The organism is Roseovarius sp. 10, assembly GCF_033100315.1.
In the GTDB taxonomy this organism is placed as follows: Bacteria; Pseudomonadota; Alphaproteobacteria; order Rhodobacterales; family Rhodobacteraceae; genus M30B80.
The window spans coordinates 578,270-598,662 of record NZ_JAWLVH010000002.1 but is presented as its reverse complement, the minus strand read 5'-3'; the positions used below and the strand labels follow the sequence as shown (position 1 = coordinate 598,662).

Annotated in this window: 18 protein-coding genes; 8 read left to right on the top strand and 10 right to left on the bottom strand. The window is 56.4% G+C overall.

Going from position 1 to position 20,393, the window contains the following annotated elements:
- Nucleotides 1-22 precede the first annotated feature (22 nt).
- The 4 genes from RYZ18_RS10130 (at nucleotide 23) to RYZ18_RS10115 (ending at nucleotide 4,264) form a co-directional block, all read left to right on the top strand.
- Complete coding sequence (locus tag RYZ18_RS10130) at nucleotides 23-1,009, top strand: tripartite tricarboxylate transporter substrate binding protein (RefSeq protein ID WP_317656625.1); 987 nt, start codon at nucleotides 23-25, stop codon at nucleotides 1,007-1,009.
- Nucleotides 1,010-1,117: 108 nt separating this feature from the next.
- A complete protein-coding gene (locus RYZ18_RS10125; RefSeq protein ID WP_317656624.1) occupies nucleotides 1,118-1,624 on the top strand; it encodes a tripartite tricarboxylate transporter TctB family protein in 507 nt (168 codons plus the stop codon).
- Between the two features lie 12 nt (nucleotides 1,625-1,636).
- Entirely contained in the window at nucleotides 1,637-3,154 is a 1,518-nt protein-coding gene (locus RYZ18_RS10120; protein WP_317656622.1) for a tripartite tricarboxylate transporter permease, read from the top strand.
- A gap of 75 nt (nucleotides 3,155-3,229) precedes the next feature.
- Entirely contained in the window at nucleotides 3,230-4,264 is a 1,035-nt protein-coding gene (locus RYZ18_RS10115; protein WP_317656620.1) for an AbrB family transcriptional regulator, read from the top strand.
- Between the two features lie 46 nt (nucleotides 4,265-4,310).
- On the opposite strand, the gene RYZ18_RS10110 is transcribed toward RYZ18_RS10115, so the two are convergent.
- Complete coding sequence (locus RYZ18_RS10110) at nucleotides 4,311-5,387, bottom strand: sodium-dependent bicarbonate transport family permease (protein WP_317656618.1); 1,077 nt, start codon at nucleotides 5,385-5,387, stop codon at nucleotides 4,311-4,313.
- Nucleotides 5,388-5,498: 111 nt separating this feature from the next.
- On the opposite strand from RYZ18_RS10110, the gene RYZ18_RS10105 reads away from it, so the two are divergent.
- Nucleotides 5,499-6,392, top strand: a complete 894-nt coding sequence (locus tag RYZ18_RS10105) for a LysR family transcriptional regulator (RefSeq protein WP_317656617.1) — start codon at nucleotides 5,499-5,501, stop codon at nucleotides 6,390-6,392.
- Here the strand turns inward: RYZ18_RS10105 and RYZ18_RS10100 are convergent.
- From RYZ18_RS10100 to RYZ18_RS10090, 3 genes are all read right to left on the bottom strand, one after another.
- Nucleotides 6,389-7,819 carry an NAD-dependent succinate-semialdehyde dehydrogenase gene (locus RYZ18_RS10100; protein WP_317656616.1) on the bottom strand — a complete coding sequence of 477 codons (1,431 nt, stop codon included), beginning with the start codon at nucleotides 7,817-7,819 and terminating at the stop codon, nucleotides 6,389-6,391. The genes RYZ18_RS10105 and RYZ18_RS10100 overlap by 4 nt on opposite strands.
- Before the next feature lie 110 nt (nucleotides 7,820-7,929).
- Entirely contained in the window at nucleotides 7,930-9,426 is a 1,497-nt protein-coding gene (gene glpK, locus RYZ18_RS10095; RefSeq protein ID WP_317656615.1) for a glycerol kinase GlpK, read from the bottom strand.
- A 3-nt stretch (nucleotides 9,427-9,429) separates the two neighbouring features.
- A complete protein-coding gene (locus RYZ18_RS10090; protein WP_317656614.1) occupies nucleotides 9,430-10,209 on the bottom strand; it encodes a DeoR/GlpR family DNA-binding transcription regulator in 780 nt (259 codons plus the stop codon).
- Nucleotides 10,210-10,399: 190 nt separating this feature from the next.
- On the opposite strand from RYZ18_RS10090, the gene glpD reads away from it, so the two are divergent.
- Nucleotides 10,400-11,977 (top strand): glycerol-3-phosphate dehydrogenase, encoded by a 1,578-nt coding sequence (glpD, locus tag RYZ18_RS10085; RefSeq protein ID WP_317656612.1) that lies wholly within the window; start codon nucleotides 10,400-10,402, stop codon nucleotides 11,975-11,977.
- Between the two features lies 1 nt (nucleotide 11,978).
- Here glpD and RYZ18_RS10080 read toward each other — a convergent pair whose 3' ends face one another.
- A complete protein-coding gene (locus tag RYZ18_RS10080; RefSeq protein ID WP_317656610.1) occupies nucleotides 11,979-13,523 on the bottom strand; it encodes a deoxyribodipyrimidine photo-lyase in 1,545 nt (514 codons plus the stop codon).
- An 81-nt stretch (nucleotides 13,524-13,604) separates the two neighbouring features.
- Here RYZ18_RS10080 and RYZ18_RS10075 point away from each other — a divergent pair, with 81 nt between their 5' ends.
- Nucleotides 13,605-14,537, top strand: a complete 933-nt coding sequence (locus tag RYZ18_RS10075; RefSeq protein WP_317656609.1) for a DMT family transporter — start codon at nucleotides 13,605-13,607, stop codon at nucleotides 14,535-14,537.
- On the opposite strand, the gene arsJ is transcribed toward RYZ18_RS10075, so the two are convergent.
- The 4 genes from arsJ to RYZ18_RS10055 form a co-directional block, all read right to left on the bottom strand.
- On the bottom strand, nucleotides 14,517-15,770 hold the full coding sequence (arsJ, locus tag RYZ18_RS10070) for an organoarsenical effux MFS transporter ArsJ (RefSeq protein WP_317656607.1): 1,254 nt from the start codon (nucleotides 15,768-15,770) through the stop codon (nucleotides 14,517-14,519). The genes RYZ18_RS10075 and arsJ overlap by 21 nt on opposite strands.
- On the bottom strand, nucleotides 15,767-16,765 hold the full coding sequence (locus tag RYZ18_RS10065) for an ArsJ-associated glyceraldehyde-3-phosphate dehydrogenase (protein ID WP_317656606.1): 999 nt from the start codon (nucleotides 16,763-16,765) through the stop codon (nucleotides 15,767-15,769). The genes arsJ and RYZ18_RS10065 overlap by 4 nt, the downstream gene beginning before the upstream one ends.
- 3 nt (nucleotides 16,766-16,768) lie before the next feature.
- A complete protein-coding gene (locus RYZ18_RS10060) occupies nucleotides 16,769-17,593 on the bottom strand; it encodes a helix-turn-helix domain-containing protein (RefSeq protein ID WP_317656604.1) in 825 nt (274 codons plus the stop codon).
- 78 nt (nucleotides 17,594-17,671) lie between these two features.
- The gene (locus tag RYZ18_RS10055; RefSeq protein ID WP_317656602.1) at nucleotides 17,672-18,574 is read right to left on the bottom strand and encodes a rhodanese-related sulfurtransferase; all 903 of its coding nucleotides are present in this window, start codon (nucleotides 18,572-18,574) and stop codon (nucleotides 17,672-17,674) included.
- A 79-nt stretch (nucleotides 18,575-18,653) separates the two neighbouring features.
- Between RYZ18_RS10055 and pncA the strand changes: the two genes are divergently transcribed.
- Complete coding sequence (pncA, locus tag RYZ18_RS10050; protein ID WP_317656601.1) at nucleotides 18,654-19,265, top strand: bifunctional nicotinamidase/pyrazinamidase; 612 nt, start codon at nucleotides 18,654-18,656, stop codon at nucleotides 19,263-19,265.
- Here pncA and RYZ18_RS10045 read toward each other — a convergent pair.
- Nucleotides 19,254-20,348 carry a class I SAM-dependent RNA methyltransferase gene (locus tag RYZ18_RS10045; RefSeq protein WP_317656600.1) on the bottom strand — a complete coding sequence of 365 codons (1,095 nt, stop codon included), beginning with the start codon at nucleotides 20,346-20,348 and terminating at the stop codon, nucleotides 19,254-19,256. The two genes, pncA and RYZ18_RS10045, sit on opposite strands and share 12 nt — an antisense overlap.
- Nucleotides 20,349-20,393: the final 45 nt, after the last annotated feature.

Genomic DNA, 20,393 nt, shown 5'->3' with positions numbered 1-20,393 from the left:
TGTCAAATGGGAGGAATACACTATGAACACCTTTGGGTGGACACGCCGCGCTATGATCGCGGCTGCAACTGCTACGCTTGCATTCTCGGGCATGTCCAATGCGGGCGGGCATCAAATGATGGATCAGGTTCACTTCCTCATCCCCGGCGGTGCTGGCGGTGGTTGGGATGGCACAGCGCGCGGCACGGGCGAGGCGTTGGTCAATTCTGGTCTTGTGGGCAATGCCACATATGAAAACATGTCAGGCGGTGGTGGCGGTGTCGCCATTGCGCATTTGATCGAAAATGCAGCCTCAAGCGATGGCACATTGATGGTAAACTCGACCCCCATCGTGATCCGCGCTTTGACGGGTGAGATTTCTCAAAGCTTCCGTGACCTGACCTTGATCGCAGGCACAGTGGGTGACTACGCGGCATTGGTTGTGACTGCAGATAGCCCGCTGGCTTCGATGGAAGACGCATTGGCTTCATACCGCGAAGCACCGATGGATTTCGCCATTGGTGGCGGTTCTGTTCCTGGTGGGATGGATCACTTGGTCGCCGCGATTGTGATGCAGGCTGCGGGCGAAGATCCCACTGCGTTTAACTATATCGGTTATGATGCTGGTGGCGAGGCGATGGCGGGTTTGCTATCGGGCGAGATTGATGCGCTGTCCACTGGCTTTTCCGAAGCGGTTGCTTTGGCCGAGCAGGGCGAAGTCCGTATCTTGGGCGTGACCGCCCCTGACCGCGTTCCTGCCTATGCAGACGCGCCAACCTTCGCTGAGCAGGGTATTGATGCGCAATTCGTGAACTGGCGCGGGTTCTTCGCCGCACCTGGCATGGCGCAAGAAAAAGTTGAAGCCTACCAAGCGATGTTGGCGGCGATGATGGAAACCCCTGAGTGGGAAGAAGTGCGCAGCCGTATGGGTCTGGTGAATATCTACCGCCCCGGCGCTGAGTTCCAAAGCTTCCTTGAAGCACAAGAGCAGCAGATCGGTGATCTGATGCGCGAGTTGGGCTTCCTCTAAGAGGGGAAGCGCGTTTTGCGCAATTGATCTTTGGGTGGGCTGCCTCATTTTGCGGTGGCCCATCCTTGCAACAGACCCACGAATTTGGCTGAGACAAAGGGGGCGTTTATGGCCTTGGAACGTTGGATTGCATTGGCCTTTGTGGCGCTATGCTGCATCTATGGCTATGCTGCGTTTTTCACGATGGATCATCTCTTGCCTGCAATTTTGCAGCGCAATCCGATTTGGCCATCAACATTTCCAAAAATCCTGAGTGTGCTTGGGGTGATTGTGGGTTTGGTGGTGCTGTTTTCTGGCAAGTCCGCAAAGACAGCCGAAGCAGATACAACAAAAGAGCAAAGCGCCGAAGATATCGATCACCGCCGTCTTGGGGATTACAATATCGGCCAAGCCCTGTCGCTTTTGGCGCTGATGGTGGCTTATGCGCTCTTTCTGCGCCCAGCAGGGTTTGTGGGGGCGACCATTCTTTTCCTTGCGCTTGGTGGGTTCATCTTAGGCGAGCGGAAATTTCACATTCTTATACCTGTGGCCGCGATTGCCGCAGGCACGATCTGGTATCTTGTGCAGGAGGTGCTGGGTATTTTCCTGCGCCCTTGGCCTGCGTTTCTGATGTGAGGGGGACGCATCATGCTTGAAGGTTTGCTTCTTGGCCTTGCGGCCGCAATAACGCCCTTTCACCTTGCAATGGTCGTGTTTGGCTGCGTGATTGGCACTGTTATCGGTATGTTGCCCGGTCTTGGGCCAATGTCGATTATTGCGATTATGATCCCTGTCGCGATTGGATTGGGCGATCCAACGGGCGCTTTGATCTTGTTGTCTGGCGTCTATTATGGCGCGATTTTTGGCGGGTCGACCTCGTCAATTTTGCTCAATGCGCCGGGGGTCGCGGGAACAGTTGCCACCGCCTTTGATGGATACCCGATGGCGCAAAAGGGTCAAGCGGGTAAGGCGCTGACGATTGCAGCCATTGCGTCCTTTGCAGGGGGCACCATCGGCGCGATCTTGTTGATGATCTTTGCACCTGCGCTGTCCTCGGTCGCGCTTTTGTTCCATTCGGCGGAATATTTCGCGCTTATGGTTGTTGGGCTTTCGGCCATTGCTGCCTTTGCGGGCACAGGGCAAGTCGCCAAGGCGCTGATGATGACCATTCTTGGCCTTATCATGGGCACTGTCGGTGAAGGGGCCTTGTCCAATATGCCGCGCTTCACCTTTGGGATCATGGAATTGCAATCGGGGTTTTCCTTCATCACCCTCGCGATGGCCATGTTCGCCCTGCCTGAGGCGCTATTTTTGGTCTTGAACCCTGCGCGCGGTGCGCAAAGTGGGTCGGGCGGCGAGATCAAAGATCTGCGCATCACCAAAGATGAGGCCCGCAAAATTGCACCCGTCATCGGGCGGCAATCGGTGCAAGGGTTCTTCATCGGTGTCCTGCCAGGTGCGGGGGCCACGATTGCATCCTTCTTGGGATATGCGGTTGAGCGCAACATCGCCAAAGGCGAAGAGCAGGCAGAATTCGGCAAAGGCTCAATCAAAGGTTTGGCCGCACCCGAGACTGCGAATAATGCGGCTTGCACGGGCTCTTTCGTGCCACTGCTGACTTTGGGTATTCCTGGCTCTGGGACAACTGCGATTTTGCTTGGTGCATTGATCGCCCTGAATGTCACCCCTGGCCCAAGATTGATGACCGATGAGCCTGATGTGTTCTGGGCGGTTATTATCTCGATGTATATTGGCAATCTGGTTCTTTTGGTTCTGAACCTGCCGCTTATCCCCTATATCGCCAAACTGTTGACGATCCCGCGGGCCTATCTGATCCCGTTCATTTTATTCTTCACGTTGATGGGCAGCTATATCGGCCAAAACAATGCGACTGAATTGCTGATCTTGGTGGGTTTTGGGGTGGTTGCTACGATTTTGCGCTTTGCGGATTATCCCCTTGCCCCACTTCTGATTGGGTTCATCCTTGGCACGATGATGGAGGATAATTTTGCCCGCGCTATGCAGCTTTATCGTGGATTTGGATTTATCCTCGAACGTCCAATGACCTTGGGTTTGTTGATCCTTGCGGTGGGTCTGGTTTTTGTGCCCGCCTATCGCGCCCGCCGCGCGCGCTTGCGTCAGGCTGGTGTTGCAGATGGCGATTGATCAGCGCAAAACATAAGTAATCGGGCGCGGGGATAATCCGCGCCCCCTTTTGTAAAAATTGCAAAGGCCCATCGGGTGCGTCCGACCGCTCAACGCATTGTCAAAGAAACTCTGCCCACGCTTGCGCTTGGTGCGGCAGGGGCTGGGCTTTTTTGGCTGATTGGGTTTCCTGCCTATATGCTGACTGGGCCTGCTGCGGCTGTTTCGGTTGCCACGATGTTGGGGTTGAAAAGTTTAATCCCGTTGCCCCTGCGCGATGTGGTGTTCGTGGTGATTGGCGTCTCGATTGGCAGCACGGTCACACCTGAGGTGATCGAGACTGCGCTGACATGGCCAATATCCTTGGCCATTTTGGCGGTCACTTTGGTTGTGCTGATTTTTGCGCTGCGGGCCATCTTGATGCGCGGTTTTGGCTATGATGTGATGACCGCGACCCTCGCCGCCACGCCTGGGCATCTCAGCTATGTTCTTGGGTTGTCGACCTCAATGGGCGTAGATGTGGCGCGGGTGGCTTTGGTGCAGGCCACGCGGGTTTTGTTGCTAACCCTCTGTGTGCCTTTGCTCATCTCGCTTTGGGGGATGACAGGCACGGCCTATGTCGTGGATCACGGGGCCATCAGCCTTTTGGCGGCTGCGGTTGTTTTCGCGGCGGCCTTAGCTCTGGGTCTTATCTTTAAACGGATTTCGATACCTGCGCCGCTTTTATTGGGCGCGATGGCCGCATCAGCCATTGGCCATGGGGCGAACCTGACCCCAGGCAATTTGCCGATCTGGCTGACCTCACTGGCCTTTATGGTGATGGGTTGCTTGATTGGCACGCGATTTCGGGGGCTGGATCGCAAGGGTCTGTTTGGGGCCTTGGCGGCGGGGGCGGTGGGAACGCTCGTCTCCTGTGCGGTGGCGGCACTTGGCGCTATCATTGCGGCTGAACTGATTGGCTTGCCGCCTGCGGCACTGCTTTTGGCTTTTGCGCCGGGTGGGGTGGAGATCATGGCGGCCTTGGCGGTCAGCACAGGCCTTGAGCCTGCATTGGTTACAGCGCATCATGTGGCGCGCCTCCTGATTTTAAGCGTAGCCGTGCCGCTGCTGATTGTTCGGATGAAGCCATAAGATCAGGCGGCGTGATACCACACCGCCCGATCATTTCTGTCTTTCGTCAGCCGACCAGATAATTGGCGGCGGCCATCCAAAGCGGGATGGAAAGAAGCGCAATCGGTGTCCCGATCCCCGTTGATGTGCCGATATAGGCCGAAGGATTGGCTTCGGGCAAAGCGCCGCGCAATGTGGGCGGGCCAGATATGTCGGAACTCGATGCGGCCATCACCGCCAGAAGCACCATTCCGCCCTCAGAAAAGCCCATGAGGTTATGCGCCACCAACCCAAGTCCAAGCCCGATTGCACCATGCACAAAGGGCGCGCACAGACCATAAAGCAGATAGGCATGAGCCACCTTGCGCAATTCGGACAGCCGCGCCCAAGCCTCCATGCCCATCACAAGCATCAAGAGAGACAGAAGGCCATGAAACAGCGGTTTGTAGAATTCTTGGTAGATCGCATCGGGCTTTGCAAAAAGACCAATGGCCAACCCCAAAAGAAGGGCAGAGATGGCAGGGCTGCGCAGCGTGTCCAGTAATATTGCCTTGGCGATTGCGCCTGCCTCTGGGCCATCCCCTCCACTAAGAAGCCCCGCTTTTCTTGTCCCGCCCCCTAAGGCCATCGCGCCGCCGTTTATGGTCATGCCCGCCTCTTTGCGGGCGGCGGCCATCCGTGCCACGAGAATTGCGGTGATCAAAGCGGCGACATCCATGAACGGATAGAGCGCGCCAATATAGCCCTCATAGGTGACACCTTCGGCTTCTAGCATGGCCATGCCTGCAGCCAAGGTCGAGGCGGAAACGGCCCCAAACAGCCCCGCTGTCGCCATCGCATCCATGTCGGTGACCCCGTGTAATTTCCGCAGCGTCACCCGCCCCAACAGCACAATCGCAATACCTGCAACCGTTGCCATCAGCGCGGGCACGGCAAGCTCGATCAGATTGGATTGCGCAATCTCCATGCCGCTTGAGAGGCCGACCTTGAGCAAGAGAAGCATAACGATCAGCTTGTAGATTGGTTCGGGCATTTCAAATTTGCTTGAGGCTGCCGCCAAGACCATGCCGCCGATCAAAAAGGCAAGCGTTGGTTTCTGTAGCTGCTCAAGCATCGTCATCAAGATGTTAATGATAATATCCATGGCTCTCACCCCTTCGTTTGGTGGTGCGGGTGTCGCGCAAATACTGAATTATATCAAATATATGTTTTCTTTGTTTTTGTTCTATTTTATAGAATTATGGGGGGTGCCATTATGCGATTAAACCTACATCACCTGCATCTGTTCCATGCCATCGCCCAAGATGGCACGTTGACGGGGGCTGCCGCGCGGTTGAACATATCGCAATCTGCTGTCTCGACCCAATTGCGTGCGCTTGAAGCCTCACTTGGACATGATTTATTCGAGCGGCGCGGGCGCGGTTTGATCCTGACCGAAGCAGGCCGCATCGCGTTGGATCACGCCGATACGATTTTTCGTACCGCCTCTGACCTGACGGCCATATTGGGCGAGGCGGGTCGCGCGCGCAGTCGAGTGCGGGTTGGCGCCTTGGCGACCCTCTCGCGCAACTTTCAAATGCAGTTTCTAAAGCCGCTGTTGAACACCCCCGATCTAGAGGTCAGTGTGCAATCTGGTGTTCAAGATGATCTTTTGCGGGGCCTTGAAGATCTGTCCTTGGATGTGGTGCTGACAAATCTTGCGCCCGCGCGCGATGCGCAGACGCCTTGGCTGATCCATGCGATAGATGAACAACCTGTCAGCCTTATCGCAGCGCCTGCACGTATCGCTGCTCGTATCACGGGGCGGGGCGATGATTTGGGCGCGCTGCTGCGGGACATGCCATTGATCCTGCCAAGCCCGCAAACCGCAATTCGTGCGGGGTTTGATGCTTTGGCGGCACGACTTGGGGTCACCCCGATTATTGCCGCAGAAGCGGATGATATGGCCATGTTGCGTCTATTGGTGCGCGAAGATGCAGGGCTTGGCGTGATCCCGCCCATTGTTGCGCGCGATGAATTGGCTTCGGGCCGATTGGTTGAGGTAAAGCGGCTAGAGGGCATCACCGAAAGCTTTTTTGCGGTGACCCGTGCGCGCCGCTTCCCAAATCCGCATTTGGCCGAGTTGCTTAAGGTTGCACGGGCGACCTAAAACACAATCTGCGCCAATTTTGTATCGAGGTAATCCTCGATTCCTTCGCTGCCGCCTTCACGACCCAAGCCAGAGAAATTCGTGCCGCCAAAGGGCGCTTCACTTGCGGCCAGGGCGAAACTGTTGATCCCGACCATGCCCGCATGCAGGGCTGCAACTGTGCGCTTGGCGCGGGCGGGATCGCGGGTGAACGCATAGGCGGACAGACCCATGGATGAGGCATTGGCGCGGGCCAACACCTCGTCTTCATCACGGAAGCTGGTGATGGCGGCAATTGGGCCAAAGTTTTCTTCCGAAAAGACGCGCATCTGGTCGGTGACATTACTAAGAACCGTTGGGCGATAGAAATAGCCCGAGTTATGCCCACTGTCCCGCACGCCACCACAGTGCAAGGTGGCGCCGTCTTGCACCGCCTCCTCGACAATCGCGGTGATCTCAGCGAGGCGGCGGGCATTGATCAACGGCCCCATTTCACTTTTCTCGTCCAAGCCATCGCCAAGCGTCAAAGCATCAGCCCGTTTCGTGAATTCAGTTATGAAGGCATCATGCAGGCTTTCATGTACGAAAAAGCGATCTGGCGTGACGCAGACCTGTCCCGCATTGGCGAATTTCGTGGGGACGGCCATGTCGAGGGCTGTTGCCAAATCCGCATCATCATAAATGATAAGCGGGGCATTGCCGCCCAATTCCATCGAAACTTTTTTCACCGTCTCTGCCGCATCGCGCAGCATCTCTTGGCCCACGCGTGTCGAACCCGTGAGAGAGACTTTGCGCACACGCGGGGCTTTCATGATGGGCGCATATGTGTCGGCCGTTGCGCCTACGACCAGATTGATTGCGCCATCGGGCCATCCCCCTGCACGCAAACAGTCAATCATGATCATCGCAACCCCAGGTGTTTGGGAGGAGGGGCGCAAGATCACGGGGCATCCCGCGGCCAAAGCAGGGGCCAGTTTGCGCGCAGGGAGTGAGGCGGGAAAATTCCATGCAGTGAAAGCTGCGGCAATTCCCACGGGGTCTTTGGTCACTTCGAAGCGACCATTGGGGACGCGTGAGGCGATGATCCTGCCATAAATGCGGCGGGCCTCTTCGGCATACCAACGGAATTGATCCACGGCCAAAACCCATTCGCGGCGCGATTGTGCCAATGGTTTGCCTGTCTCGCGAGAGATCATTTGCGCAGCCTCTTCGGCGCGGTTTGCCATGGCATCGGCTGCTTTGTGCAAGGCATCTGCGCGCCCAAATCCCCCCATGTCCAAAAGCGCGGCGCGGGCCTTATCCGCCGCATCGATGGCGCGCGCGGTATCTGTTGCGGCGGCCGTGTAGACCCGACCGAGAGGGGTTTCGGTGACGGGCGAGATCACATCGCTTTGTTGGCCAGACTTGACCCATGCCCCATCAATAAAAAGACCGAAATCAGCATACATCTTCAAAAACCCTCCCACCGATACACGGGTTAGGGCTATCTGAGTTTCAGGACTCAATCAACAAAAAATGCAAAATAAAGAATTCCGCAATCATTGTTGCAAGTCTAGTGTTAAGCCCCTGCCGCGATGGTCGCAGCAACCGCCCTTTGCCAACGCGCATAATCTGAAGCGCGGGTATCTGCATCCATCTTGGGGGCGAATTGACGATCTATGGCCCAAGTTTTTCTGAAGCCTGCTTGGTCTGGGTAAAGGCCTGCCTTATAGCCTGCCAACCACGCAACGCCGCGGGCAGTCGTCTCAAGGTGCGTGGGGCGGTCGACCGGCGCATTCAGGATATCGGCCACATATTGCAGGGTATAATCTGACGCGCTCATGCCACCATCCACCCGCAGCACCGTTTGGCCCGTTTGCGAAGCTGCCATATCGGCGGCCATAGCCTCCATCAGATCACGGGTTTGTAAGCCCACAGATTGAAGCGCGGCGCGCGCCAATTCATTCGGCCCTGTGTTGCGCGATAGACCGAAAACGGCCCCACGGCATTCGGAATTCCAATAGGGTGCGGCCAAACCCGTAAAAGCGGGCACAAGCGTGATGGCTTGGCCTTGATCTGCGGCTTTGGCCATGTCTTGTGTCTCTGCCGCCGAGGCGATGATGCCCAACCCATCGCGCAACCACTGCACCACCGCGCCCGCAATATAGATGGAGCCCTCTAGCGCATAGGCCGTTTGCCCCTCCATGCGATAAGCGATGGTGGTCAAAAGTTTATTCTTCGAAGGGACAGCAGTTGTGCCTGTGTTCATCAGCGCAAAGCACCCAGTGCCATAAGTGACTTTGGCCATGCCTTTGTCAAAACAGGCTTGGCCAATTGTTGCAGCCTGTTGGTCACCCGCAACGGCGCGGATCGGAATTTCTGCGCCGATGACATCCATTGCGGTTGTCCCGAAATGCGCGTCACAATCGAGAACATTCGGCAGAACTGCGCGGGGTATGTCAAAAAGCGAAAGGATATCTTCGCACCACTCAAGGCTGTGGATGTCGAACAGCATCGTGCGCGCGGCATTGGTCACATCGGTCACATGGGCCGCGCACCCCGTCAGATGCCAAATCAGCCAAGTGTCCACTGTGCCAAAGGCCAATTCGCCCGCCTCGGCGCGTCTGCGGGCATCTGGGATTTCATCTAACATCCATGCCAATTTGCTGGCTGAGAAATATGGATCAAGCACAAGTCCTGTTTTGGCGGTGATCATCTCTTCATGCCCTGCGGCACGCAAAGTTGCGCAGCGATCCGCTGTGCGGCGGTCTTGCCAAACGATGGCATTGTGCAAAGGCGCGCCCGTTTTGCGATCCCACAGAAGCACGGTTTCACGTTGATTGGTGATGCCGATGGCCGCAATCGCCGTTGCGGGTGTCGCGGCATCGCGCAACGCGGATGTGATGCAATTTTGCGTGGTCTGCCACAAATCCATCGGGTCATGCTCGACCCAGCCCGAGCGCGGGTAGTGTTGGGTAAACTCCTCTTGTGCCTGTGCAAGGGCATCAAACCCTGCATCGTAAACAATCGCGCGGGTCGAGGTGGTGCCTTGGTCAATTGCAAGAATATGGGTCATGGTTTAGGCCCCTGTCGAACTGTATGGGATTATATGTGTTGCAAGCCCCCAATCACGGCAACGTGCGGCCAATGGGGCGTCAAGCGGATGATCTGTAAACAGCGCATCAATTTGCGAAAGTGCAGCGATTTTTGCAGGCGCGCTGCGCGTAAATTTTGAGCGGTCGGCCACCAAAAACACGCGCCGCGATTGTGAGATGATTGTCTGGCTGACCCCCACCTCTTGGATGTCGAAATCCAACATATCCCCTTCCGCATCAATGGCTGAGCATCCTATGACCGCAAGGTCAAATTTGAACTGTGCCACCGCATCCGAGGTCAGCTTGCCGATCAGCCCCCCATCGGCGCGGCGCAATTGCCCGCCCGCAAGGATGATCTCGCAATTAGGATTGGCGGCAAGGATAGTCGCGACATTGATGTTATTTGTGACCACCAAGAGATTCTTGTGATGCAGCAAATTTTGCGCAACGGCTTCTGTCGTGGTGCCGATATTGAGGAAGAGCGAAATGTCATCGGGTATTTGGGCCGCACAAGCTGCCGCAATGCGTGCCTTTTCTTCAGCGTATAACCCGCGCCGCATTTCATAGCCGATATTTGATACGCTCGATGGCAGGATCGCGCCGCCATGGACGCGCTCTAATTTTCCCGCATCGGCAAGATCGCTAAGGTCGCGGCGGATGGTTTGGGTGGTCACGCCAAAATGCGCGGCCAGTCCTTCGACACTCACTTTCCCCTCGCGCCGCGCGATATCGAGAATCTCTGGCCAGCGAAAGCTTTGCGACATGCGCGTTCCTTTTCCTTTTCGCGCATTTGCGCGGTTAACAGACCTTAGATGGCTTAAAATCGGGGGTCAATTCTTCGAATGACGTCAAAAATGAATAATTTTGAAGATTATTATTTTCGTTTGTGTTCGTTTGTGTCATAGCGGCGTTAGGTTTCGGTGGAATGAGGCCCGCAAGAAAGGCGCAATGGATATGACGAGCGAGATTGACGATCTTTTCATCATCGGCGGTGGCATCAATGGTTGCGGCATTGCCCGCGATGCGGCGGGACGCGGCTTAACGGTGCGTTTGGCGGAAATGAACGATCTGGCCTCGGCTACGTCTTCGGCATCGACCAAGCTGTTTCATGGTGGGTTGCGCTACCTAGAATATTTTGAGTTTCGCTTGGTGCGCGAGGCGCTGATTGAGCGTGAAATTTTGCTCAAAGCCATGCCGCATATTTCTTGGCCGATGCGGTTTGTGCTGCCCTATCACAAAGATATGCGCTTTGAGAGCCAAACCCCCACATCACGACTTTTGGCGCGGCTTATGCCGTGGATGGCGGGGCGGCGTCCGCAATGGTTGATCCGATTGGGACTGTTGCTTTATGACCACTTGGGCGGGCGGAAGATATTGCCTGGAACCTCGGTGGTGGATTTGCGCAAAGGCCCTGAGGGGGCGGCGCTGCACCGTAAATTTTCCAAGGCCTATGAATATTCAGATTGTTGGGTGGAAGACAGCCGTCTTGTGGCGCTGAATGCCCGCGATGCGGCTGAGCGTGGCGCGGTGATCTTGCCGCGTCACAAGGTGGTGACCGCCAAGCGGGAGAATGGCATTTGGAAGATCAGCACCCAGACCCGCGATGGGCAAACCCATCACCATCAGGCGCGGATTTTGATCAATGCCGCAGGGCCATGGGTCAGCGATGTGATCGGCCAGAAGATCGGTCAAAACAGCAAAGGCGGCGTGCGTCTCGTGCGGGGCAGCCATATTGTGACCAAGCGTCTTTATGACCATGAGAAATGCTACTTCTTTCAGGGTGAGGACGGGCGCATATGTTTCGCCATTCCTTATGAGCGGGATTTCACCTTAATCGGGACGACCGACAAAGATCACCGCGACCCCGATACCCGCCCCGAATGCAGCATCGAGGAGCGGGATTATATGCTGTCCTTTGTGAATAACTATTTCAGCACGGCTGTTACTGCCGAGGATATCGTGTGGTCTTATTCTGGTTTGCGGCCGCTCTATGATGACGGGGCGCAATCGGCATCTGCCGCTACGCGGGATTATACGCTGATCCTTGAAGGGGATGGGGATGCGCCCTTGCTGAATATTTTTGGCGGCAAGATCACCACCTATCGCCGCTTGGCGGAATCCGCGCTTGAGAAAATCGCAGAGTTCACGAAATCCGCGCGCGGGCCGTGGACGGCGGGGGTGGCCTTGCCAGGTGGCGATTTCGAGGTGGGGGATGTGGATCGGTTGATTGCAAGCCTTGTGGCGGATTATCCGTTTCTTACGCCCAAATGGGCCACGCGCCTCATTCGCGCCTATGGGCGGGATGCTTGGGCGATACTGGCGGGGGCTCAAACATCAGAGGATCTCGGTCACGATTTCGGCGCAACTTTGACCGAGGCAGAGGTGCGTTGGCTTATGAAACACGAATTCGCGCAAACAGCCGAAGATGTGGTTTGGCGGCGCAGCAAGTTGGGGCTGCGGCTAGACCCATCACAAATAGCGGCCCTTGATGCATGGATGCAAAGCGCCGCAACGCAGATGGCCGCAGAATAGGCTAATCAAACAGGGACAATTGTTCCGTTGGGTGTTTGGCGGCACGTTTTGTCTTGCGGGGGGATTTGCGGCTGCCATGGCGGGTGAGAACTGCAACCGCGCCCGCCTTGTGATCGGGCGCACGGCGCTTGGCCCAAATCTGATCTTTGGCCCATTTGGCGCGCGCCGCCGGATCAAAGATGGGGTTGGGGTAGGTTCGTCCCAAAATGCCATGCGCGTCAGGATGCACCCACGGGCGGTGCAGGGCATCCCCTGAGAGCTGTGCAATTTCAGGCACCCAACGGCGGATGAACACCCCATCGGGGTCTTGATCCAACCCTTGCTTGATTGGGTTATAGACGCGGATCGTGTTGATGCCCGTTGTGCCAGATTGCATCTGCACCTGTGACCAATGAATTCCAGGCTCATAATCGGTGAACATCCGCGCCAGATGCAGGCCCGTTTCGCGCCAATGGAACCACATGTGATAACTGGCAACGGCCATCACCATCGCGCGCATGCGAAAATTCAGCCATCCCGTGTGATGCAGCGACCGCATACAGGCGTCCAGAAACGGCAGCCCCGTTTGCCCCTCTTTCCACGCTTCAAACCATGGATGCCCCTGTGGATCATCGCGCAGACCATCATAGGCGGGGTGCATATTCTCCCATTCGATCCGTGGTTCGTCTTCAAGTTTTTGGATGAAATGGCAGTGCCAATAAAGGCGGGATTGAAAGGCGCGCAGGGATCCGCGCCAGTCTTTGTGGCTCGGCCCTTTGGGTAGGGTGCCTGCGCGCCGGGCGGCGGCTTGTGCCACCTCGCGGAGCGAGATTGTGCCGAATGTCAGATGCGGCGATAGGCGCGAGCAGGCATCAGCACCCAAAAGCGGGCTAGACATTGCCGCGCGATAGGGCGCGCCGCGTTCAGTAAGAAAACTATGGAGCAGCGCGCGTGCTGCCATTGATCCGCCAATCTGCAGGTGATCCCCGCCATCGGGCGCAAGGCCGAGATCCGCGGGCTTAGGTAAATCGAAACTGGGTGCCTCGCAAATGGGTTCAAGATGCGGGGTTGCATGGCAGGGATGTGACATCTGTTTGTCCCATTCCTCCGCCCATCCGTTGCGCGAGGGTAAGTTTCGGATGACACCGAATTGGCGCGGTTCGTGCCATGGGATGGATTTCGATTTGCACCATGCCGCAACCCGTTTGTCACGCGCATATGTCCAATCATTGCCCGTTTCTTGATGCGACCACAGCGCGGCAATTGTGTGCGCAGTTGCGATTTCTTCGAGCACCGCAACGGCATCCCCGCGAAGGATCACAAGCGGCTGACCCAAGCGCGCCAATGCCTCCCGCAACTCTCCCAAGGATTGCCGCAGAAACGTCCAATGTCGCGCGCTTGCATCGGGCTCGGCCCAGAAATCAGGCTCAATGATATAGAGGGGCAAAACAGGCCCGCGCGCTGCCGCAGAGGCGAGGCAGGCATGATCTGTAACGCGCAAATCACGTTTGAACCAAACAAGCTGAACAGGCCGCTTTTCCATGATCTTGCAAATTAGTGCGTTCATTGGGCTTGTCAGCCATTTGCCCAGTCGACAGAAGCTGATTTGCGGCCTAAGGATGTGGTATACCAAATCCGTGGGCCCATTATGCCGACCATTCCAGACCTGCCGCATAACACAGCGACACCAAGTGAAACCCCCAAAGCCCCGAGCAATCTCAAGGGTTTGGCCCTCATGGCCTTGGGTTTTTTCTTATTTGCTGCCGTAGACACAATGGCCAAATTCCTGACCGATCTGTTTCATCCAGTGCAGATCGTTTGGACGCGGCAATTGGGGCTGCTGTTTGGGGTTTTGGTTTTGCTGCTGTGGCGCGGGCCTGTGATTTTGCGCACGGCGCGACCGAAATTGCAGGCGTTGCGCGGGGCGATTGCGGTGATTTCGGCCACATGTTTCATCTTGGGCGTCAGTTTCGTGCCGTTGGCCGATGCGGTCGCCGTGACATTTGTGGCGCCTTTAATCGTGACTGTTCTGGGCGCCGTCATCTTGCGCGAAACGGTGGGATGGCATCGGTGGGCTGCGATTTTCATCGGTTTCATTGGCACGTTGATCGTGATCCGACCAGGCCTAGGGATCGTGCATCCCGCGGTTCTTCTGGTGCTTTTTGCCGCCAGTTTATTTGCCTTGCGTCAGGTTTTATCGCGTATGATTGCGCCCTATGACAACACCTATACCACGGTAGCTTATACCGCGCTTGTTGGCAGTGCGTTGATCAGCCTGCCGCTGCCCTTTGTATGGATTTGGCCAAGTGACCCCGTCTCAATCGTTTTGATGATTGCAATCGCGGCGATTGCAGGTGTGGCGGAGCTCATGGTCATCCGCGCGCTGGAGATTGCGGAGGCGGTGGTATTGGCCCCTGTGCATTATTCGATGATCCTATGGTCGGTCATGTATGGCTATCTCGTCTTTGCGCAATTGCCTGATGGGTGGACGCTTATTGGAACGGCCGTGATCGTGGCCACAGGTCTTTACACGATGCATCGGGAGCGCCTTGCCGCGCGCTCACGCCGTGCTGCGGTTTAGGCGATTTGCGGCGACCGCCGATAAGGCCAAAAGTCCGCTTGCTACCATCAAGCAGGCCTCAACCCCGCCCCATTGATAGGCAAGGCCCGATAGGCCCGTGCCCAACAATCGGCCTGCCGCATTCGCCATGTAGTAGAAACCAACATCTTGGCTGACCCGCTCGGATTTTGAAAATGCGAGAATGAGGTAAGAGTGCAGGGCCGAGTTCACGGCAAATATCGCGCCAAAGACCAACAGACCCAAGACCAGCGTCACAGTCAGCCAAGGGGCGGGCGTGCCTGCGGTGGAGACAGTAATCGCCAAAAGCGCAGGGATTGGCACAAGCGCCAAGGCCCATTGGCGCGCACTTGCAGACAGTAGCGCCAGATTGTTAGCCCCTTTGCGCAGGATGCGCGGGGCCATGGCCTGAACAGCGCCATAAAGGATGATCCAGACCGCCATGAAGGTGCCAATCATGAAAAAGGCCGCGCGCCTGCTTTCATCGCTGCCATCGGAAAGAACGGCGTAGAAATAAACGGGGATGCCCACCACAAACCACACATCCCGCGCGCCGAATAAAAAGACGCGGGCCGCAGACAGACGATTGATATTTTTGTCTCGCGAGATGACGGTGGAAAACTTGGTCGCTTTGTTCCCTTTGGGCAGGCCGTCCGGCATGAAGAAAAGCAGCGCCACAAGGATCAGTGCCAAAATAGCTGCCATGCCCAACAAGGCGGTGTTGTAGCCATAAAGTGCCAAAAGGCCTGCGCCCAAAAGGAACCCCAATCCCTTTACCGCGTTTTTTGATCCTGTCAGCCAAGATACCCATTTCAGCAATCCAGCCCCTTCGGGTGCCAAAAGTTTGACAGCCGATTTTGAGGACATTTTCGCCAGATCCTTAGCCACGCCTGAGGCCCCTTGCACGGCCATCACATAGGCCACAGATGCGCCGATCGACCACGCAGGATCCAGCGCGGTGAGGGCCAAAAGCGCACCAACCTGTAGGATCAGCCCCGCATATAAGGTGCGGGTCAGGCCAAAACGCGCGGCCAGCCAGCCCGCAGAAAGATTGGTTATGACGCCTGCAAGCTCATAGAGCAAAAACAGATAGGCCAGTTGAACGGGACTAAAGCCGCGCTCGTGGAAGGCCAAGAGAACCAACATCCGAAGCGCGCCATCCGACAGCATAAACGCCCAATAAGCCGCTGTTACGGCGATATAGGCGGGCAGGGCGGATGGCTTTGGCGCGGTCATAGGCTTGCGCCAACCATGCGCGCGACATCAATCAGGCGATGGGCATAGCCCATTTCATTGTCATACCACGCATAAATCTTGGCCTGCGTGCCATTAATGACCATCGTGGATGGCCCATCCACAATCGAGGATCGCGTGTCATTGGTGTAATCCGCACTCACCAAAGGGCGCGCTTCAAAGCCGAGGATGCCGTTCAGCGCCCCTTCTGCCGCACGTGCAAAGGCTGCGTTGATTTCCGCCGCTGTGGCCTCGCGGTCTAGCTCAAAGACACAATCGGTCAGGGACGCGTTCAACAAAGGCACGCGCACAGCGTGCCCATTAAGCTTGCCCTTCAATTCAGGATAGATCAGCGTGATCGCCGTGGCACTGCCCGTTGTGGTCGGGATCAGCGAGTTCAGCGCAGACCGCGCGCGGCGTAAATCTTTAGCTGGCCGATCCACGATGGTTTGGGTGTTTGTGACATCATGGATTGTGGTGATTGAGCCGTGCTTGATGCCAAATTCTTCCATCATCACTTTGACGACAGGGGCAAGGCAATTTGTGGTGCAGCTTGCCGCTGTCACGATGTGATGCGCGGAAGGGTCATAAATCTCATGGTTCACGCCATAGACGATATTCGCGGTGGGGCCATCTTTGACGGGGGCGGAGACAATGACCTTTTTCACGCCTGCGGCGAAATAGGGCGCAAGGGCCGCAGCTGTTTTAAATTTCCCCGTGCAGTCAATGACCACATCCACCCCCTTAAGGGGCAGGTCATGGATGTCTTTGGTGCCAATAAAAGGAATGCGTTGGTCATTTATGATGACAGCATCCTCAGTTGCTGAGAAAGACGCGGGCCAGCGGCCATGCACTGTGTCAAACTCCAACAGATGGGCGTGCATGGCGGCATCACCGACCGCATCATTGATCCATGCAATCTCTGCGTCCGCCTCAAGCAAGGGTCGCAGCGCAAGCTTGCCGATGCGGCCCAATCCGTTCAGCGCGTAGACAGTCATATTTCAATCCTCTTTAGAAATCTCTGCGATGTGATCCACCGCCTTTTGCAGCGCCGCGCGTTCTAGGCTTTCAAGGGGCAGGGCGGTGAAGGCGGCAATACGATTGCGCAACGCGCCATAGGTTGCCTGAAAAGCCAGCCCCCGCTCAGCAACGCTGCCTTGGGCCTTTACAGGGTCAGGCAGGCCCCAGTGCCCGCTGACAGGCTGTCCCGCCCAAGCGGGGCAATCCTCATTGGCGGCCACATCACAGACTGTAAAAACAAAATCCATCTGCGGCGCTTCGGGCGCTTGGAAAACGCTAAGATGCTTAGAACTGAGAGCAGAGGTATCGTGACCTTTCTGGCGCAGCACCTCGAGCGCGAGCGGGTTGAGTGTGCTTTGCGGTTGGACACCGGCGGAGTATACGCGAAACCGATCCCCGCCCATATCGCGTAGCAAAGTTTCAGCCATGATGGAGCGTGCCGAGTTTCCAACACAGAGGAACAGCACATTAAATGGCCTGCCGTCATTCTGCGGGTCAGGCGCACAGTCAAACTGAAGGTTTACCCGTCCACGGCAGCACTCTGAAAATAGAGCAGCCATCATATCATGGGTGGTGTCCATCGCTACGCGATAGCGCAGCGAAGTGCCTTCGCGTTCTTGCGCGATCAACCCCGCCTGATGAAGCGCGCCAAGATAGGCCGACAAGGTTGAGGGTTTAACCCCCAAAGCAGCACCAATTTCCCCCGCCGCGACCGCATCAGGATACCGGCGCATCAGCAGACGAAAAATATCAAGGCGTGGGCCATGGCCCAAAGTTGACAGCTGTGTGACGAGTATATTTTCCATATTTCGTGAATAATCGAAATAATGAATCAAGCAAAGTCTCAAATGGCGCTGTCATGAAAAATTCACGGAGAGCGTAAACTAGCCTGCCAAATGGCTTTCACCGCGGGCTTTGGCCAAGGCAATCTGGTGCTGACGTTCGCGGAAACGCGCGCGATCTTCATCGCTGTGCTCGCCCATACATTGATGGCAGGAGACGCCTTCTTCGAAATGGGGATGTCTGCGATCTTCGACAGAAATCGGGCGGCGACAGGCGCGGCACAGACCATAAGGCCCCTGTTTAAGGCCGTGACCGACAGAGACGCGTTCGTCAAAGACGAAACATTCGCCCTCCCAAAGGCTGCTTTCTTGTGGCATTTCCTCAAGATATTTTAGGATGCCGCCTTTGAGGTGATACACCTCCTCCACGCCTTGATCCTTGAGGAACGCGGTGGATTTCTCGCAACGGATGCCACCGGTGCAGAACATTGCGATCCGCTTGTTGTGAAAGCGATGTTTATTTTCCTCCCACCATTGTGGGAATTGGCGGAAACTTTCGGTCTGTGGATCAACCGCGCCTTTGAAAGTGCCAATGGCCACTTCGTAATCATTGCGCGTGTCGATCACGGCGACATCAGGGGCCGAGATCAATTCGTTCCATTCTTCAGGCGCAACATAAGTGCCCACGATTTTGAGCGGATCAGTTTCTGGCACACCCATCGTGACGATCTCGCGCTTCAGGCGCACCTTGAGGCGGCCAAAGGGCATTTCGGTGGCTGTGCTTTCTTTCCATTCAAACGCCGCACAACCAAGCAGGTTGCGGATATGGGATAGCACCGCGTCAATCCCCGTGCGGCTGCCTGCGATGGTGCCGTTGATCCCTTCGCGCGCCAAAAGAAGCGATCCCTTGATCCCCTGCGTCTCGCAAAGCTCAAGCAGGGGCGCGCGCAACTCTTCGGGCGCGTCAAATCGGGTAAAGTGATAGAGAGCGGCGACAATATACATAGCTGCGCATTTACGCCCTTGCATTGTGCAACTCAACCCTTAGGTGATGCGGCACGCTGCCCTATACGGAGACCATGGTATGAAACCCGATACTCACGCGCTTTTGGTGATTGATGTGCAAAATGACTTTTGTGAAGGCGGCGCCTTGGCTGTGCCTGAGGGCAGCGCGATTGTAGCGGGGATCAACGCCTTGATGGATGACTATGCCGCCGTGATCCTGACCCAAGATTGGCATCCCGCGGATCATTCCAGTTTTGCAAGCCAGCATGAGGGGCGCGCGCCCCTAGAGATGATTGAGATGCCCTATGGCCCACAGGTTTTATGGCCTGATCATTGCGTGCAAGGCAGCGCGGGGGCGGAATTCCATCCAGAACTTCGCACAAACCGTGCGGATCTGATTATTCGCAAAGGGTTTCGCCCTGCCATCGACAGCTATTCTGCGTTTTTCGAAAATGATCACCAGACCCCCACGGGGCTTGAGGGATATTTGCGCAATCGTGGGATCACGCATCTGACCATGGTCGGATTGGCGACAGATTTCTGTGTCAATTATTCCGCGCAAGATGCCGCAAAACTAGGGTTTGCAGTCGAGCTGCGCCGCGATTTGTGTCGCGCGATTGATCTGGGCGGATCATTGGCGACAGCTTTGGATGACATGGCCGCTTTGGGCGTGATGATGTCAAAGGGCTGATTGATAGAGTTTGACAGTTAACCCACCGAAGGCCACGGGGCGGCTCACCTCTGACCATGTCAAACCTGTGGCCTTGGCTAACCCTTCGTCCGATGTGACCATGCCAAATTGCCATCCCGTGAACCGTTCGCGCATGACCGCGCCAATGGCGCCGTAAAGCCCAAACAACAATTTGCGATTGCCAATCCGCGCGCCATAGGGCGGGTTCAGAATGACCAACCCTTTTTGCTTTGTCGGTGGTTCAAGCGCGCTGAGGGGCTGACAGGCAAAGCTGGTCCATTCCGCAACACCCGCCCGCTCGGCATTGGCGCGCGCGCCTGTAATCGCCCCTTGGTCGCGGTCGAACCCGTAAAATTGCACGGCCTCAGCCTCGCGTGAGGAAAAATTGCGGCGCATTGCAGACCAATCAGCACTCTCAAATCCGGCAAGATCTTCAAACGCAAAACGGCGCGCACGCCCTGCGGGCAACCGCGCGGCAATCTCGGCGGCCTCAAGCAAAAACGTGCCCGAGCCACACATCGGATCAACTACAGGCATCCCGCCATGATAGCCGCAGGCCCGCAAAAACGCGGCTGCAAGGGTTTCTTTCATCGGCGCTTTGCCGATGAATTCCTTGGCGCCCCGTTTGTGTAAGCTCTCGCCAGATGTATCGAGGCTGAGTGTGCAAAGATCATCTTCGATGCGCAGTTTGACAACAATCAGCGCCTCAGGGTTTGGCGTGATGCCAAGCGCCGCGCTGATTGCCCCCTCAATTCGTTCCGCAGCCGCGCGTTGGTGGTAAATCTTTGATTTGCGGCAGGTGGCCTCAACGCGCCAAGCTCGATCAGGACGCAAAATGCTGGCCCAATCCAATTTGCGCGCGCGCTTGTCCAATTGTGCCAGATGCATCGCGCGGAATTCCGCGATACGGATCAATACGCGTCCCGCGCAGCGCAGCCAGAGATTGGCACGCATTGCTTCAGCGAGATCACCCTGACAGATTACACCCCCTGCCACAGATTGCACGCCCGAGAAGGATAAGCTGCGGGCCTCCTCGGCGAGGATATCCTCCAATCCTGGGGTGCCTTGCAGGAAAATTTCCATCGCTCTTGCCTTTATGGCCTATGATTTGCTCTAAACGGCGCGAAA

Excerpts from the sequence above, each read along its gene's own strand:
- RYZ18_RS10130 (WP_317656625.1), top strand. The coding sequence starts at position 23 with ATGAACACCTTTGGGTGGACACGCCGCGCTATGATCGCGGCTGCAACT.
- RYZ18_RS10125 (WP_317656624.1), top strand. The coding sequence starts at position 1,118 with ATGGCCTTGGAACGTTGGATTGCATTGGCCTTTGTGGCGCTATGCTGC.
- RYZ18_RS10120 (WP_317656622.1), top strand. The coding sequence starts at position 1,637 with ATGCTTGAAGGTTTGCTTCTTGGCCTTGCGGCCGCAATAACGCCCTTT.
- RYZ18_RS10110 (WP_317656618.1), bottom strand. The coding sequence starts at position 5,387 with ATGGATATTATCATTAACATCTTGATGACGATGCTTGAGCAGCTACAG.
- RYZ18_RS10105 (WP_317656617.1), top strand. The coding sequence starts at position 5,499 with ATGCGATTAAACCTACATCACCTGCATCTGTTCCATGCCATCGCCCAA.
- RYZ18_RS10100 (WP_317656616.1), bottom strand. The coding sequence starts at position 7,819 with ATGTATGCTGATTTCGGTCTTTTTATTGATGGGGCATGGGTCAAGTCT.
- glpK (WP_317656615.1), bottom strand. The coding sequence starts at position 9,426 with ATGACCCATATTCTTGCAATTGACCAAGGCACCACCTCGACCCGCGCG.
- RYZ18_RS10090 (WP_317656614.1), bottom strand. The coding sequence starts at position 10,209 with ATGTCGCAAAGCTTTCGCTGGCCAGAGATTCTCGATATCGCGCGGCGC.
- glpD (WP_317656612.1), top strand. The coding sequence starts at position 10,400 with ATGACGAGCGAGATTGACGATCTTTTCATCATCGGCGGTGGCATCAAT.
- RYZ18_RS10080 (WP_317656610.1), bottom strand. The coding sequence starts at position 13,523 with ATGAACGCACTAATTTGCAAGATCATGGAAAAGCGGCCTGTTCAGCTT.
- RYZ18_RS10075 (WP_317656609.1), top strand. The coding sequence starts at position 13,605 with ATGCCGACCATTCCAGACCTGCCGCATAACACAGCGACACCAAGTGAA.
- arsJ (WP_317656607.1), bottom strand. The coding sequence starts at position 15,770 with ATGACCGCGCCAAAGCCATCCGCCCTGCCCGCCTATATCGCCGTAACA.
- RYZ18_RS10065 (WP_317656606.1), bottom strand. The coding sequence starts at position 16,765 with ATGACTGTCTACGCGCTGAACGGATTGGGCCGCATCGGCAAGCTTGCG.
- RYZ18_RS10060 (WP_317656604.1), bottom strand. The coding sequence starts at position 17,593 with ATGGAAAATATACTCGTCACACAGCTGTCAACTTTGGGCCATGGCCCA.
- RYZ18_RS10055 (WP_317656602.1), bottom strand. The coding sequence starts at position 18,574 with ATGTATATTGTCGCCGCTCTCTATCACTTTACCCGATTTGACGCGCCC.
- pncA (WP_317656601.1), top strand. The coding sequence starts at position 18,654 with ATGAAACCCGATACTCACGCGCTTTTGGTGATTGATGTGCAAAATGAC.
- RYZ18_RS10045 (WP_317656600.1), bottom strand. The coding sequence starts at position 20,348 with ATGGAAATTTTCCTGCAAGGCACCCCAGGATTGGAGGATATCCTCGCC.